Origin of the sequence: Spiroplasma helicoides, assembly GCF_001715535.1 — a bacterium.
Lineage (GTDB): Bacteria > Bacillota_I > Bacilli_A > Mycoplasmatales > Mycoplasmataceae > Spiroplasma_A > Spiroplasma_A helicoides.
Window position 1 is genome coordinate 713,000 of the sequence record NZ_CP017015.1, and the last position, 17,113, is coordinate 730,112.

The following is a 17,113-nucleotide window of genomic DNA, read 5'->3' on the forward strand; positions in this document are numbered from 1 at the left end:
TAAATTATTATTTAATATATTCTATCTTTTTGCCTTATCATAGGGTTGCCCAATAGCTGCTGGTGGTTTTGACCATTTTGCAATGACAATCATAGCTATCAATGAAAAAACAAAAGGCAATGCACTCATTCATTTTCCAGTTGGTATTGATGGTACTTTTAAAGGTACAACTTCTGATAGTGAGAAAAATATTGAAAATAACAATGTAAACAATGCAATGTATTTAATTCTTCATTGACCAGCGATCATAATAGCCATAGCTAAAAATCCATACCCTTGAACATCTCCTCTAAAACTTCCTTGTAATCTAATCATCACAAAGAAAGTTCCAGCCAAACCAGCCAAACCAGCAGATATAACTACTCAAATAAAACGATATTTGATGACACTTATTCCAGCAGCTTCCAAAGCATATGGGTTTTCTCCTGCAGCAATATGTCTTTTACCTGTTTTTGTTAATGAAAAATATATTCCTAAAATACAAGTAATAATTATTGTGATAACTAAATAGATACTAAAAGCATTTGTACCTTTATCAGCTGCTATTTGTCCATAAGTACTATCGATTTTTGTAGTGTCTCCACCAATCAATCCGCTATATACAACAAATAAACCTATTCCTTGTGCCAAAATATTTATAGCTGTTCCAGAAATTATCTGATCACACTTTAGTTTTAGTGTGGCTAAAATATGTAGCAAGGAATATACACTAGCTCCAATTATCGCAAAAATCATTCCTAAAATTTGACTTCAGTTACCCATGGTTGGATGAAAATAAACTCCACATATAGAATAAATTAGTGCTCCTATAGTCATAAATCCTTCTATACCGATATTTACAACTCCAGATCTTTCTGAAACCATTCCAGCCATTGCGGCTATGAAAAATATAACAAAATATCCTAAAATATAACTAACAACTTGAAGTGAAAAATCACTATTTTCCGCTAAAAACATATTTATCATTCACCTCCAAAATTTTGTTATATTTTTCTATTAATAACTCATTTTTTTTGACTTTGTCTTTTTCTAATTTGATTTTATTATTTAAATCAAGCTTAATTTGTTTTAATTCTTCTTTAAGAAGAATTTTATTTTGCTTGTATTGAGCTGTATAATTTTTATTAATATTATTTATCTCTTTAATTTTTTCTTGATAATTGCTATTTATTTTCTGAATTAAATTATTTTTATAATCTTTTTTCTTATTTGTTAACTCAGATTTTGCGCTTTTATCTTGCTTAATCTGTTCTTTAAAATTACTATTATAATCAAATAAGAGTTTATCAACTTCATTCAAATCTGTAATTGCTGTATTCAAAATTCCAATAATATTTAAAACTTTGGCATTATTATATGTTTGTTTTACTCCAGACAAGTTTCTATTATAATAATTTTCAAAACCTTTATCAATTGCTTCAGTTCTCATCTCTTTTAATTCTATTATTTGTTTATGATATTTACCTCTATACTGATCATTTAAATCTTCAAAATTTAATTTGAGGTTTTTATATTTTAAACTAAAATTACTATCTTTATTATTTTTATTTTCTTGTTTAAATTTTATAAGTTCTTCTTTTGCTAAAATTATTGCTTGTTCGTTTTTTATATTTCTTTTACTTTTCTTTAAATCTTTAATTTGTGAGTTAATAGATTTAACATATAATTTTAATTTAGTGTCTCTCACAAAATAATTTCAAAACTTAGCTCATTTGAAAGGAACAAACCTAAATAAAAGTGAATAAATTGTTGCAGAATAAATAATAACTCCAAAAATCAAATAAGATGTTTCTTTTGCAACTAATCCTCAACTAGCAGCAGATATTGCTCCACTATTTAAAATTGCTCAAACTCATGCAACCGGTAATATACCAAGAACATTATTAAAAGCAACAAGAGCAACACAAATTGCATCAAAACCGATAGTTGGAATTACATCTGCATAATAATTTAATTGTCTAGCTATTGTAAAGTAATAGAAAAATCCACCCATACTTATAAATAGTCCTTGAAATGCGGTTGTAATAACAATGTAAAGTCTACTGTTTATACCAGCGTATTTTCCAGCACTTGGTTGTTTTCCAATGATTCTAAATTTATAACCATAGGTTGTAAATGTTAATACAAATCATACTGATGCAAAACTCAATACAACAGCAATTAGTCCACCTAATCAATTGTACCCGCCAACAGCCAAGAATGATTGCTCTATAAAGTTTGTATTTGTTTGGTTAATAAAAAATTTTACCATATATCAAACAATTCAATTTAACATAATTGTAGTAACAACCTCATGAATATTTAAAAATACTTTTAATATTCCTGCAATTAATGAAATAGTTACACCTGACAGTATAAAGATAATAAATAATATAAAAATGTAACCACTACCTATTTCAGACATAGATATATTTTTTTCTTTAGTAATTGACAATAAAGCTAAATAAGCCATTCCAAAGCCAAAAACAGCTTGTCCAGAACCACCCATATTGAATAGTCCTACTTTAAATCCAAGCGCAAGACCAAGACCCATTAATGCAAAAACTACAAAGTAATTTAAAGTAACAGATAATTGAGATGCAGAAACTCCTCCAGCTGTGAAATTTGAAAACGCCGATGTAAACAAAGCCTGCATATATTGAACTCCATCACCACCTGCTAGATATACAACTATAAATCCAACTATAAATCCAATTAATATCGCAATTATAGACGCTTTTGCGTATTTAAGTTTATTTTTAGTTTCGTTTGATTTTAAAGAAAGGTAGACTTTTTGCTTAAACGTTCATTGTTTTAGATTGAATTTCATCTTTATTTCTCCTTTCTCCAAGCATCATTTTTCCTATTTCATCAATAGTTGCTTTTTGACCATTTACTTCACCAATTTTTTTACCTGAACTTAAAACTATTATTCTATCTGCTAATGACATTATTTCTGTTAATTCATATGAGACAAGCAAAATAGCTTTGCCTTCCTCTTTTGCTTTTAAAATTTGGTTATGAATGTATTCGATTGATCCAACATCTAAACCTCTTGTGGGTTGAAAAATAACTATCAAGTCACTTTTTCTCGACATTTCTCTACCTACAATAACTTTTTGTTGATTACCTCCCGATAAATCCCTAGCTGTTGCAAAACCAAAATCTGCATTTCTAACATCATATTTATCAATGACTTCTTGTGCATATGATTGCAGAGAAGATTGTTTAATCAATTTATGCTTACTAAATTTTAACTTATCAATATCTTGTAAAGTCATATTATTAATTATGTTATTATCAAGCACAAGTCCGTGCTTATGTCTATCCTCAGGTATATGACTAATATGATACTTTAAATAACGATCCCTTACAGATGCATTTGTGATATCAATATTATTTATAAAAATTTTACCATTAGAAACTTTGCTCATACCAGTAATAGCATTTACTAGTTCATTTTGTCCGTTTCCCTCTACTCCGGCAATAGCAACAATTTCACCATACTTAATTTCAAGGTTAAAATTGTTTAATCCCATGACTTTTGGGTTAGTAACTTTTTTCATAGATAAATTAGAAACTTTTAAACATACCTTATCCATTGGTTCTTTGTAAGTATTTTTGACTTCAACAATTTTCCTTCCAACCATAGCTTCAGAAAGTTGATCAACATTTGTAGACTTCATATCAAATGTCTGAACTAATTTACCTCTTCTTATTACTGTTGCTGAGTCAGCAACAGCTTTGATTTCTGCCATTTTATGAGTTATTAATATAATTGTTTTTCCTGCCTTTTTAAGTTCAAGTAAAACATCTAGTAATCCTTTTATTTCGACAGGTGTTAAAACAGCTGATGGTTCATCAAAAACTAATATGTCAGCTTCTCTATAAAGAATTTTTAGAATTTCAGCTTTCTGTTTCATCCCAACAGTTGAATTCATAGCTGTTTTATTTATATCGATTTCTAGATTATACTTTTGCATTATTTTAGTTATTTTATCTTTGATTTTTTTTGAATTAACAAATTCATTTGCTATTAGTTCTTCTTGACCTAGTGCTATATTTTCTCAAAGTTTAAATATTTCAACCATTTTAAAATGTTGATGAACCATACCAATACCCAGTCTAGCAGCTCTTATTGGTGAATTAATAATTTCATCCTTGCCATTAATTTTTATACTTCCTTTTGTAGGTTGCAAAATACCAAACAAAATTGACATTAAAGTCGACTTTCCTGCACCATTTTCTCCAACCAAGGCATGTATTTCACCTTTTTTTACTTTCAATGTTATGTTCTCATTTGCAACAATTTTTTTATTAAAAATCATTGTGATATTATTCATTTCCACTGCAAATTCGCTCAAAATAACCACCCCTACATATAAAAGAGTTAATCTATATTGATTAACTCTTTATACTAAATAAATTATAATTCTAAAATATTATTTTAAACATAGTTTTTATTTATTTTTTTTGTTCACTTTGACCTAATACAGTATTAACATAAGCATCAATAGTTTTTTGGTTTAAAATATGGTAGAAACCTTCTTTTGGATTTCCTTTTTCATCAATTTCTTTGAATAAGTTTTGAGAAGCTAATAATAATTTTTTGCTGTCAATTCCTTTTAAAACTTTGTTTCCAAGATCACCTTCTGAAACTTTATTTTTTGCTGAAGTTGAAATTGAACCATTTACATAGTAATCATGTCCTTCTCATGCTGATCAGCTTTCTTCTTCATTCATTGATTTACCATCATTACCTAAAGTAATTTCAATATTATTTAATTTATCTTTTCAATATTTTGTAATTGCTTCTTGCACTTTAGTATCTTCTTTATATAATTTTGTGTGACCTAAAGCAATGGCTGTTGTTGAAGCTAAACTTTTTTCAGCAGATGTTATAAATTTATCTTGAAAATTAGTATATGCTTCAACTTGATCTGTATCAACACCAACCAACATAGTTTTTGCTGTTTTTTCTTTAATTGATTTTAATGTATCATCAGTTTGTCCACCAGCAACTGGCATAATTACATCTGCTTTTTCCTGAACTAATGCATCACTAATTGTTTTACCACTACCAACTAAAAATGAACCTGTAAATCATTTTGAATCATTTGCATCAGAACCACTTTGGTTTGGTAGAGTTTGTTGAGATGCTACTCTATCAGCTTTAACTTTGTAGCTTTTATCTTCATCTTTTAAACCTAAAGTTTTTTTAGCTTCATTATCAATTTTATTATATCAAGCTATTGCTGCTTCAAATCCTAGCATAAATGAATCAACCGCAGAGTTGTTATGAACTCCCCCATATGTTGCTAATTTAACTGTATTTGAGCTTTCATCATAATTACTATTATTAATAGATCAAACAATAGCAGCTACTCCAGCATAGAAACCTGAAACGTCTCCTCTATAGATTAAACCAATTTGGTTATCGAATTTGTTATATGAGCTATCTAAAATAATTGCTGAACCATCATTTGCTTTAACTGCTTCTGCGGCTTTATATGCACCTTCAACAGCATGGTGGAATCCAGGCAAAACAAGGTTTTTTGCCCCAGCTTTAACTGCTTCATTGTAAGCTTGATCTAAACTGTTTAAATCTTTTGGTTCTATTGCTGCAACTGATGATAATCTATCAGCATCGGCAACTCCTTTAGCTGGATAATAAACTTCACTTAAAAATTTGTTTGCTCCGCTATATGCAGATTCATTAAATGATTTATCATTTAATTTACCAGCATCTGTTATCAAGTAAATATCTCTAAAAACTTTTTGTGTTTTTCCACAAGCGATTGCTGTTGCTGCACTTGAAGCAACAACTGCAGAAGACATTAAAATAGAAATCAATTTTTTCATTCTTTTTTCCCTCTTAAATTCTACTTGTAAGTAAATAGCATTGCTAATTATTGGAGGTTTATTAGAAGAGAATTCTTATTATTATGGTTTTACAATTTTAAAAAATTTTATACTATATATAAAAATTCAGATTAATTATTTTTTCCCCTCTTTATTTGCCAATAGTGTCTAGATCGGTCTAGCGTAGAAACTTCAACCCATTATGTTGAATTATAAAAGCACTCCTATTTAATTACAATTTAATTTTACAACAGATATAAAAAATAACAATCAGTTTTGAAAAAATATTCCAAAATAAATTGCAAAATAAAAAAACACCTCTAATTAGGTGCTTTTTAAAAAATTATTATTTTTTTACTTTAGATTCAATATTTTTTTTATGTGCTTCTTGTTTAATAAGTAAAGCTTTTTCAAATTCATTGTATTTTTGTATTTTAGAGTTGATTTTAGCAACTCCTGATTGATTGTTTTTAGCGTTTAATTTTGCAAGTTTTACTTCCAATCCTTCTTTAACTCCATTAGTTCCTGATAAAACTAATTTACCATTTCTAATATCAGCAAGTCTTCAGAATCCAAGGATAACTCCCATAACAACTGCTCCAACTAATACTGCTACAAAGAAGAACACAACTCCCATAGCTTTTTGAATAGCATCACCACTAAATAATAGTGAGTTTGTTAAAGGTGATACAAATATTCCTCCGTGAGGTGCAGTAATTGTTATTTTGAATATACCAACCACTGCTCCAGTGATTGCTCCCCCAACGATTGCTGAAACAGGAATTCTTTTTGGATCTTCAATCATGAATGGAATTGCTCCTTCTGATATGAAGCAAGCTCCCATTAATCAGTTTGTTTTAGCTGCATCTTTTGCTTTTTGAGTTCATTGTCTTGGGAAGATAACTGTTGATACAGCAATCCCTAGTGGAGGAACCATTCCACCACAAAGAGCAGCTGTCATAATCATTGTTTGCATTTCATATGCAGGTGATGATGAATCTTTTACTAATGCATACCCAACTGATAATGTACCAAGAGTATATGCGATTTTGTTAATAGGTCCACCCATATCAACACACATCATTAATGCAACAATTATACATACAATTGCCATTAGATTTTTTTCAGCCATAAATGTTATACCTTGTTGTAATCCATACATTACATATCCTAACGGAATGTTAATAGCTAACATTATTACAGCCATACAAATTAATGATAAAACTGGTATAAATACTATATCTCTAACCCCTTGTAGTCCTTTACCAAATTTTTTCATTGCTTTTGTTCAACCAAAAACAACAAGTCCACCTAAGTAAGCCCCTACTAAAGCTCCAATAAATCCTGATGATAATCCACTTAAATCTTTTGGTAAGAATCTAGTTCAAGCTCCTGATCATGAACCAATAGCTCCATAAACCATTCCATCTCCATTAGCCATTAAACCAGCTACTGCTCCAACCATTAAACCTTGTGGTCCAACTATTGAGTAACATACATAAGCAGCTAATATTGGAATCATCAATTCCATACCTATTTTACCAACCCCTGAGAAGAAGTGAGCTACTTGTCAAATAGTTCCAAATGAGCCTGATGAATAATACGTTTGCCCAGCATAATCTATAGAGCCAGCCATTCCAGTAAATGCTTTGTATGTTAAATGTACCGCTTCATTTTTTTCAGTGTAACCAGTAATAACATTACCTAAACCATATTTCTCAAAATCATCAAGTGAAGCAACAGCTATCATTCCGTTAGCCGCTGTATATATATAGTCTAGTAAAAATCCTAGACCTAAAACAATACCTCCTGCTACAACGAATGGAAGCATTCTTGAAACTCCGGCTAATAAATTATCTTTAACTTTTTTAAATTGAGATAATGTTAGTTCACCAGATCCTCCATCTTCCTCATCTTTTGCGTTTTCAATTGTTTTTAATTTTGGATTTGAATCAAATTTTTCAATCAAATCTTTACCATTATAAATAGCATCTTTAGTTGTTGTGTCAATAACTTTTTTTCCGTTAAATCTTGACATACCATTAATAGCTTTATCGTGTGCTAAAATTACAACTTTTGCATTTTCAATATCTTTTGCAGTTAGTTTATCTTCTACACCTCTACGACCTTGTGTTTCAATTTTTGCACTCATTCCTAGTTGATTAGCATATTCTTGTAATTTTTCAGCTGCTAAATAAGTATGAGCAATTCCAGTTGGACATGCTGTTATACCAACAACATCATATCCACCATCACCTTTTACTTCTCTTTTTTCTTTAGGTTGACTTAACAACTCTTTAACTTTATCAACAGACTTTGCTTTTCTTAGTCCTTCTTGAACTTCAGCTTTGATTAAATAACCACTCAAATTTGCTAGCGCATCTAAGTGTTCATTTCCATCTTTACCATTTGTCATAATCATAAAAATTAAATCTGCTGGTTGACCATCAAGTGACTGTCAATCAATTTTGTTTTTTAGTTTACAAAAAGCAATTGCAGATTGGTTAACAGTTGGGTTTAATACGTGAGGAATTGCAATTCCATCTCCGATTCCTGTTGAACCTTCACCTTCTCTTTTGTAAACTGCATCTTTAAAAGCTTTAGCATCTTTAATAAATTTTTCTTTTTCTAAAGTACTGGTTAAAAAATCTATAACTTCGTCTTTAGAATTTAAATCTGTTTCAAAGAATGCTATTTTTTTATGAAACAATTCTTTTAATTCCATAGAAACCTCCTACTTCTTATTAACTGATATCTGATCAATTAATGAAATAATTTCTTCTTTTGAAGCTAGTCATTCATTAAAAGCGGTTGCAGCTCCACTAGCTGCAGCATATTGCAATGTTTTTTCTATTGGCATATTTTCACTAATACCATATACAAAACCAGCTAACATGCTATCCCCTGCACCTACTGAATTGACCAACTTACCTTTTGCTATACCAACTTGGTAAACTTGTCCTTCTTTTGTAAAAAATAAACTTCCTTGAGAACCTTTACTTAATAATACATTTTGTGCTCCTAAATCTTGTAGAGATTTAATTAGTTTTTTTTCTTCTTCAAATGATATATCATTTTTTAACTCTAAACCTAATGTAGAACATATTTCTTCAATATTTGGTTTTATTAAATATGGTTTTGCACTTAATGCATTTTTTAATAAATCATTTGCAGCATCACAAACAAGTAAAGCACTTTTGTTATTAACTATATCTCCAATTTGCTTGTAAATAGCTCTGTCAATTCCTCTCGCAACACTACCTGTTGCAATTACAATATCATCTGCTTTTAAATTGTTTTCTAAATATTTTAAAAAATCTTCAATTACTTTTGGTTTTGTTTCAAAACCAAGACCGTTTAATTCTGTTTCTTGATGAGATTCTAAATGCTTTATTTTGTAGTTAACCCTTGTATTTCCAGGATTAAAGTGAAATTCATTTTTTAGATTTACTTCGTTAAATTTATTAAGAAATAATTCTTTATTGTCATTTCCCATAATCCCAATTGCTTTAACATTTGCATTCAGATTATTTAATATAACCCCAGCATTAATTCCCTTACCACCAACAACCTGATATTCGCTACCATAGTAATTTGTAACTCCTAATTCTACAGGTTTATTTGATAAAATAATGTGATCAATTGCTGGATTTAATGTTATTGTATATATCATATATTATACCTCTTCGCTTATAAGTGCTATTTGGCTCTTATCACTAAACTTTATAAATGCCTTTGACTTCATTTTACTATTATCTACTAAAGCAAATGCAAATTGTGAGTTTTCAATTGCTTTAACTTTAACAAGTGCTTCATCCTCATCTGTTGTATAAAAATTGAAATCGTTATCAACAGCATTTACTCCTAAAAATGAAACATCGAAATGAAACTTTGACATGCTAACTATTGTTTCTACACCGCATATTGCATTTGTAGATAATTTTAATTTACCTGGTAAAATATGAATTTCACTAACTCCATTATTTGCCAATACTTGTGCATTAATAATAGAGTTTGTATATACTCTTACATTTAATTCTGGAGTTATTAGCTGTGCTAGAAAATAAGTGCTAGAACCAGCATCCAAAAATACAGTCTCTCCTTTTTTTATACAAACTAAAGCTTTTTGAGCTATAATTTTTTTTTCTTCTATATGAGAAGTAAGCTTTTGATCTAAAGTCTCTTCTAAAATAGACCTCTCTTTTATTGACTTAGCACCACCATGAACTCTTTTAAGTTTTTGTTCAGTGTTTAAGTCAGTAAGATCTCTTCTTAGGGTGGTAAAAGGTATTCCTAATGCTTTGGAAATATCTTCATTAGAACAATAACCGTTTGCATTAACAAAATCCAGAATGAGTTTCAATCGCTCTTCTCTTAACACTTTTATCACCTCAAATTAATTTTATACCTAAAATTATATATTTCAACCAAAAACAACCAAAATTTACAAAAAACAACCAAAATTTACAAAAAAAATAAAACACTCACTTGAATGTTTTAAAATTATCTTCTTTTTCTTTTCTTTGGTAATGGTAAATCACCATGCATTGCTCTTCTAGCAAATTCCAAGTCTTTATATTTTTGTTCTTGTTGAATTGCTTCATCTCATAATGGATTTATAACTTCTTTTTTTTCACTTTCTTCTTTTGCTTTTTGAGCTACAACCAATGGATTTGCCCCTTTTTCAATTTCCATAGCTTGTTCCATTGTAAGGTATGGATCTTCAGGTCTAATTCCTGGACTAACTAATGATGCTAATTGCATTCTAATTTGTGAGCTTGAAAGTTTTTTATCTTTAAATTCAACTTGTCACTGAACTGGTGCATGTTTTTCAAATTTATATGGTTCTTTCATAATTGCGAATAACATATTTACAAATTTTTCAAAACCTTCTTCCCCTCTTCAAAATGATGCTCCATCATTTATTTGAAGATTATTGTTAATTAAATCATATTTTGAAAAATGCATTTCAAAAATTTTTGTAGCTCATTCACTTTCAGGTATTAAATAAAAGTTTGTAATTAAAGTACAGTTAAAGATATGGTTTTCAAATTCATAAACAGAAAGATTAAATCTATCAACAGTTGTTGTATCAATTGATACATTATAATTTTTTACATCAACATTTTTGCTCAATCACTGCATAACTGATTGACAATACTTCAAGATAAACTTAAGCTTTTGACTTGAATAGATTAGCGATTTTCATCTTGTATAATTAAAATCATATTCTGAATCTCTTCTATTTGATGCTATATTAGAATCTAAATTCGCATTAACAAACTCGGTAACGGGCAAAAATATCATTTCTTTTTTCATATATATTTCCCTTTCTTTTTGCAATTTATTATAGTATAACACATTATTGTCTTAGGAACAATAGATATGGTTGTACTGAGCTATATTCTAACTATATTTTTCTAACTTTAATTTTTTAAGGTCATAAGTTAAGGTTATTGCAATCGAAAAAACCACTGTTACACCATATTGAATTGAATCGGTTATTGCTTCAACAACAGCCATACTAATATCATAAATAAAATAAGAATAAAAAAAGTATATAAATATTGGTAAATATCCAACTGGTATAGCATAATAAATTTTTATTTTTTTTAAAAGAAAAATCATTATCAAACCGATTAAAATTTTAACTAATATAGTCATAGGAATATATATAAATCCTCCATAATATATATCAGTTAACATACCAGCTAGAACTGCTCCAATAATATTTATAATAGGATTAATTGTAGTTACAAAAATCGATAAATAAACAATATCACTTACTTGAAAAATTGATTTACCAAATAATGATGATATAAAACTTGAAAATAAAGCAATTACAAACATTAATGCTGTTAGTAAACCAGCAATACATATATTTTTTATTGTAAAAAGATTTTTCATTTTTTAGTAAATTAAATTCTATAATTTAATTATTTTCCTCTCCATTTGATAGTGATCTTCAAACCTTAATTACTCCAGGAGATTCTTGTAATGTGGTTAAAGTCGTATTTAATTCTTCAGCGTCTAAAACTTCAATGATAAAAGTTCCATGAACTGTAAAGTCTTTTTCTGAAACTACCATTTTAGATTCACTTACATTTATTCTTTTAAAAGCAAAAATGCTTAAAATATCCATCATTATTCCCGGTCTATCCTGAGTGCTTATTCTGATTTTTACACTGTAAGTTTTGTCTCTAACTTTTGAAGGAATTCATTCTGTATCTAAGATGTTTTTAACTTTTTTTATGTTAACAATATTGACACATTCACTTCTGTGTATTTGTATACCCTTTGTCTTTGATAAAAAACTACTAATACTTTCAAAAGGTATTGGATAGCAACATTGAGCAAGAGAACAATTAAACTTTTCAATACCATTAACTTTAATATCATCTCTACCAATTATTGATCGATACTTTCTTATTTTCATATCGTTTAATTGTTCTGAATTTTTTAAGTCATCTTTTGATACAAAAACTATATTAACAGCTTCTTCAATGGTAAAGTCATTATTACCTACTGAAAGTAAAAAATCGTCAATATTTTTATAATCCAAAACTTTTAATTTTCTTTGAATTTCATCTATTGAATTAACTTTTCATTTTAAATTTTTGCTTACTATATATCTATAAATTTGTTTTCTTGTGTGTTGAATAAGTGCTTTATTACTATTTTCTTGTTTTTCTTTATTTATTAGTGCTTTTTTAGAAAGGTGTGATTCTATTGCTTTTCTGGCGGTTGATGTTCTAACAAACCTCAATCATTTTTCTTGAGGTTCTACGTCTTTAGCTGTTTGAACTTCAACCATATCACCTGAGTTTAGTGTTGCATTATAAGGTGAAAAAACACCATTTATTTTTGCACCTATCGTTTTATTACCAACATCAGTATGGATTTTATATGCAAAGTCTAAAACAGAAGAACCAAAAGGTAAAGTAACAACATGTCCATCAGGTGTTAATATATAAACTAAGGCAGTTAAATAATCATTTCTAAACGCTTCTTCAACATTTTCCCCATACTTTTCATTTAAGTTTTCATAACCATTTTCTTCTCAATCACCAGAAGCCTTTTCTAAATTAGTTAACCTATTGAACATATCAACTTTTTCATCAATTTCTTTTTGTACTTTTTCAACATCTAGATTTCCGTCATTTTCTTTATATTTCCAATGAGCTGCTGCTCCATGCTCTGCGACATCATCCATTTCTTGCGTTCTAATTTGAACTTCAAATATAACTCCATCTTTACTTGCCAATGTTGTATGAAGTGATTGATAAAGATTGTTTTTAGGAGTTGCAATATAATCTTTAAATCTTCCTGATAATGGTGTATACATTTGATGTACAATTCCTAAAATCCTGTAACAATCTTCTACACTTTTTGCAATTATTCTAACAGCAATAATATCGTTAATATCTTGAAAAGCTTTACCAAAAATATGCATTTTTCTATAAATCGAATATACTGTTTTTGATCTACCAAAAACCAATACTTCCTTATCTGGTATATAGTCAGCTATTTTAGTATTAATTTCCAACATTATATTATTTATAATTTCTAAACGAACTTCTTTATCCTCTTCAAGTAGATAAACTATTTTTTTATAATCATCTGGATGTAAATATTCAAAACTAAAGTCTTCTAGTAAATTTTGAGCAGATTTCATACCAATTCTATGAGCAATTGTAGAATAAATATCTAATGTTTCTTTTGCGATTAATTTTTGTTTTTCAGGCTTCATATATTTTAAAGTTAAAATATTGTGCATTCTATCAGCTATTTTAACAATTATTACCCTAATATCTCTAATCATCGATAAGAATAACCTTCTTAAATATCTAGCTTTCATTTGTGCTCGATTTTCTTTAGTAAAATAACTTACTTTTGTCACTGATTCAACTATTGAAGATACATCGCTACCATACATTTCTTCTATTTCTATTGAAGTTACAGGAGTATCTTCAACAACATCATGTAAAAGTCCTGCAATTATAGTTTTTTCCCCCATTTTTCATTGTGCTAAATAATATGCAGTTGAAAGTGGATGAATTATAAAAGGATCTCCATTTTTTCTTTTTTGATCTTTGTGTTTTTCTTCTGCAAAATAATAGGCTTTTCTTATGTTTTCTATAACATTTTCATTTTTTATGTATTTTTTAATTTCTGTTATTAGAGTTTCAACATCTCTACATTCTACATAATTAAAACTACCACTATCTTGTATCATAAAAAAATCTCCTAATATTCTAATAAATTAATTTAACATTAATTTAATTCTATCAAAAAAAGAGTTTAAAAAAATGCAAATAAATTTTGCATTTTTATGTTAATATTTTATATTTTCATATATTGGGAAATTCTTGCATAATGTTAATACTTCTTCTTTTAAAACATCCATGTCTTTATTATTGTTTAAAGCATCTACTATTATTTGACCTACTTTTTTAAATTCTTTTTCTTTAAAACCCCTAGTCGTCATAGCAGCTGTACCAACTCTTAAACCAGAAGTGTTAACAGAAGATTCTGTATCAAATGGCAATAATTCTTTATTACATACAATTCCAATAGATTCTAAAATTTCTTCTGCTTTTTTACCAGAAATACCAAAAGTTGATTTAACATCAAAATTAATTAGATGATTGTCTGTTCCATTTGTTAAAACAAGAATCCCATTTTCTATCAAAGAATCACTTAGTGCTTGTGAATTTTTAACTATTTGCTTTGCATAATCAATAAATTCAGATTGACTAGCTTCAATAAGAGCTTGTACTTTACCAGCTATTAAATTTTCCAAAGGTCCACCTTGATGTCCGGGGAAAACAGCACTATCAATTTTTTTTGCGAACTTTTCTTTGCATAAAATCATTCCACCCCTAGAACCTCTAAGTGTTTTATGCGTAGTTGTTGTTACAACATCAGCATATGGAAATGGATTTGGATGTACTCCAGCGGCCACAAGACCTGCTATATGAGCCATATCAACCATAAAGTGTGCTCCTACTTCATCTGCAATTTCCTTAAACTTTTTAAAATCAATTATTCTAGAATATGCACTAGCTCCAGCTAAAATTAAGTTTGGTTTAAATTCTAAAGCTATTTTTCTAACTTCTTCATAATCAATTCGATAATCTTTTTCACTAACTCCATAAAATTTAAAATTATAGATTTCCCCTGAAAAATTAAGATTAAACCCATGAGATAGATGACCACCAGCTTTTAAATCCATTGCCAAAACCTTATCACCAGGTTTTAGTAGTGCTTTATATGCTGCTGCATTTGCTTGGCTACCAGAATGTGGTTGTATGTTAGCGTGTTCTGCATTAAATAGTTTTTTTGCTGTATCAATACCTAATTGTTCAACTTCATCAATAAATTTGCAACCACCATAATATCTTCTTCCCGGATAACCTTCAGCATACTTATTTGTAAAAATTGACCCATTAGCAACTAAAATAGCTTCTGATACATAATTTTCACTTGCAATTAACTCGATGTGACTTTTTTGTCTATCAAGCTCTTTATTCAAACACTTCAATATTTTTTCGTTTAATTTCATTAAAACCTCCGTAAATTACGATACAAAACTTTTAAGTTATTGAGTAAATATAGGTAGAAACTCTTTAAAAAAAACATCAAATTCATCAAAAAACATATAATCAGTTATTTTGCAAGATTGTTTAGTTATATTTTTATACTTAAGAATTTCAACATATATATTAAATTGATTTGGATCTAGAGTATCTAAAAATCTAATTGGTGTTGATTGTATTGGTTGTTCCATTTTACTCAACCCCATTACACTATCTTTATTTAAATAAACATCCAAAATTCTTTCTACTTCTTGACTTGACTTATCATCAAGGGTTATACACCATGAAGCATTAGTTGTGTTTTCTGCTCTATACAGAATATTGTTGGTATTGAAAGTTAAAAAAAAATTAAAAACCTTGAAATTTTTATTCATAAAACTAATTTTATAAATTTCTCTTATTACACGCATTGAGTTTTTCGCTTCAAACTTTACATCTTGAGGTAAATAAAACTCAATACTGGTGCAACCACATTCTTTCAAATAATTGTATATATCTTTTAATTTTTCTTTTTTATTAATCATATCAACACCCTATTATCATTAAACAAACTAGTTATATATTCTTAATTTATCATAAATAATCTTTTTAGTTAAAGGTTATTAAAAATTTCTACTACTCTATTTTTGTTCGCTTTGAGCTTTTACTTCTGTTACCTCAACATCATATTCATTTAAATATTGGTAATATTTTTTCTCAACAATTTTGTTGTTTGCATAGTTATATAAATAAGTAATACCAACCATTAAACCAAATACTCCAAAGAAAGTTAAAATGAATATAGCATAACCAGGAAGTCCAAACTGATCTTTGTGAATATTTAAGAAGAAATATGGATAATATATATCTTTATTTTTTCCTAGTGAGTCTACATACTCATATATTGATCTATCCATACTTGATCATCTTAACTCACCTTTGGCCATTGCCATTACACAATAACTCAAGATTATAGTAAATGGTATTCAAAATTTTTTAGTAAAAAATAAGTTTAAATTAACTTTTCTTTTTCTTGGCATTAAAAATATTACATAACATACAAAAGCTATTGGCATAATTATGTGATTCATTATAGAACACAATACTCCAACAATATCTTTTGGAAATCCACTAACTGGTGTTAAAACCAAGTTATAAACTAAACAAGTTATAGTTATCAATATAGAAAGAGTCATAGCAGATGTATAACTTGTTCCTTTTGTAAGACCTTCTTTTTTGCAATTTATAGATGCATTGATAAATCATACTTGACAAAATATATTTGACAATAAAGTAAATGTTGTAAAGTGTTCAATTGTTGCTAATTCATTATTTCCATGATACATCAATTGAGTATCAGAACCATAATTTGAATTATCAATTAACTTATAAACTCATTGACCATAAACAGCGATAATTGATAAAACGGCAAATAAAATTTTATATATAAGTAAATTATTTGTGTACTTTTTCATATAGACCCCTTTTTATAAATTATATTAATAATTAGAATATTTCTAGAATTAAAAATTCTTATTAAAATGATACCATTTTACTAAAAAAAAATACTTTTAAATAAAAGTATTTTTTTAAAAAAATGCACAATTTTATTTATTAAATATGTTTTTGAATTATTTGCTATTAACTACAAAATGTTAAAGTAACTAATTAAAAAATATTTTTATTTATAAAGT

13 protein-coding genes are annotated in these 17,113 nt (G+C 28.1%); all 13 read right to left on the reverse strand.

From position 1 onward, the window contains the following. Positions 1-21 precede the first annotated feature (21 nt). A complete protein-coding gene (locus tag SHELI_RS03195) occupies positions 22-957 on the reverse strand; it encodes an ABC transporter permease (protein ID WP_069117607.1) in 936 nt (311 codons plus the stop codon). Next, on the reverse strand, positions 938-2,809 hold the full coding sequence (locus tag SHELI_RS03200) for an ABC transporter permease subunit (protein WP_069116624.1): 1,872 nt from the start codon (positions 2,807-2,809) through the stop codon (positions 938-940). Before SHELI_RS03200 ends, SHELI_RS03195 begins: the two co-directional genes overlap by 20 nt. Further along, positions 2,778-4,322 (reverse strand): ABC transporter ATP-binding protein, encoded by a 1,545-nt coding sequence (locus SHELI_RS03205; protein ID WP_069117609.1) that lies wholly within the window; start codon positions 4,320-4,322, stop codon positions 2,778-2,780. Before SHELI_RS03205 ends, SHELI_RS03200 begins: the two co-directional genes overlap by 32 nt. Before the next feature lie 121 nt (positions 4,323-4,443). Further along, entirely contained in the window at positions 4,444-5,841 is a 1,398-nt protein-coding gene (locus SHELI_RS03210; protein WP_069116626.1) for a BMP family ABC transporter substrate-binding protein, read from the reverse strand. Between the two features lie 346 nt (positions 5,842-6,187). Next, positions 6,188-8,566 carry a PTS fructose transporter subunit IIABC gene (locus tag SHELI_RS03215; protein WP_069116627.1) on the reverse strand — a complete coding sequence of 793 codons (2,379 nt, stop codon included), beginning with the start codon at positions 8,564-8,566 and terminating at the stop codon, positions 6,188-6,190. 9 nt (positions 8,567-8,575) lie between these two features. Continuing rightward, positions 8,576-9,514, reverse strand: a complete 939-nt coding sequence (locus tag SHELI_RS03220; RefSeq protein WP_069116629.1) for a 1-phosphofructokinase — start codon at positions 9,512-9,514, stop codon at positions 8,576-8,578. 3 nt (positions 9,515-9,517) lie between these two features. Further along, positions 9,518-10,222 (reverse strand): DeoR/GlpR family DNA-binding transcription regulator, encoded by a 705-nt coding sequence (locus tag SHELI_RS03225; protein WP_069116631.1) that lies wholly within the window; start codon positions 10,220-10,222, stop codon positions 9,518-9,520. Positions 10,223-10,344: 122 nt separating this feature from the next. Beyond that, entirely contained in the window at positions 10,345-11,160 is an 816-nt protein-coding gene (locus tag SHELI_RS03230) for a hypothetical protein (RefSeq protein WP_069116633.1), read from the reverse strand. Positions 11,161-11,247: 87 nt separating this feature from the next. Beyond that, positions 11,248-11,748: an ECF transporter S component family protein gene (locus tag SHELI_RS03235; protein WP_069116635.1), complete on the reverse strand. Its 501-nt coding sequence runs from the start codon at positions 11,746-11,748 to the stop codon at positions 11,248-11,250. Positions 11,749-11,773: 25 nt separating this feature from the next. Next, positions 11,774-14,077 (reverse strand): RelA/SpoT family protein, encoded by a 2,304-nt coding sequence (locus SHELI_RS03240; RefSeq protein ID WP_069116637.1) that lies wholly within the window; start codon positions 14,075-14,077, stop codon positions 11,774-11,776. A gap of 99 nt (positions 14,078-14,176) precedes the next feature. Next, positions 14,177-15,406, reverse strand: coding sequence for a serine hydroxymethyltransferase (locus tag SHELI_RS03245; protein ID WP_069116639.1), 1,230 nt, complete (start codon positions 15,404-15,406; stop codon positions 14,177-14,179). Positions 15,407-15,442: 36 nt separating this feature from the next. Further along, a complete protein-coding gene (locus SHELI_RS03250; protein WP_069116641.1) occupies positions 15,443-15,964 on the reverse strand; it encodes a hypothetical protein in 522 nt (173 codons plus the stop codon). 96 nt (positions 15,965-16,060) lie between these two features. Beyond that, entirely contained in the window at positions 16,061-16,894 is an 834-nt protein-coding gene (locus tag SHELI_RS03255; protein WP_069116643.1) for a Pr6Pr family membrane protein, read from the reverse strand. Positions 16,895-17,113: the final 219 nt, after the last annotated feature.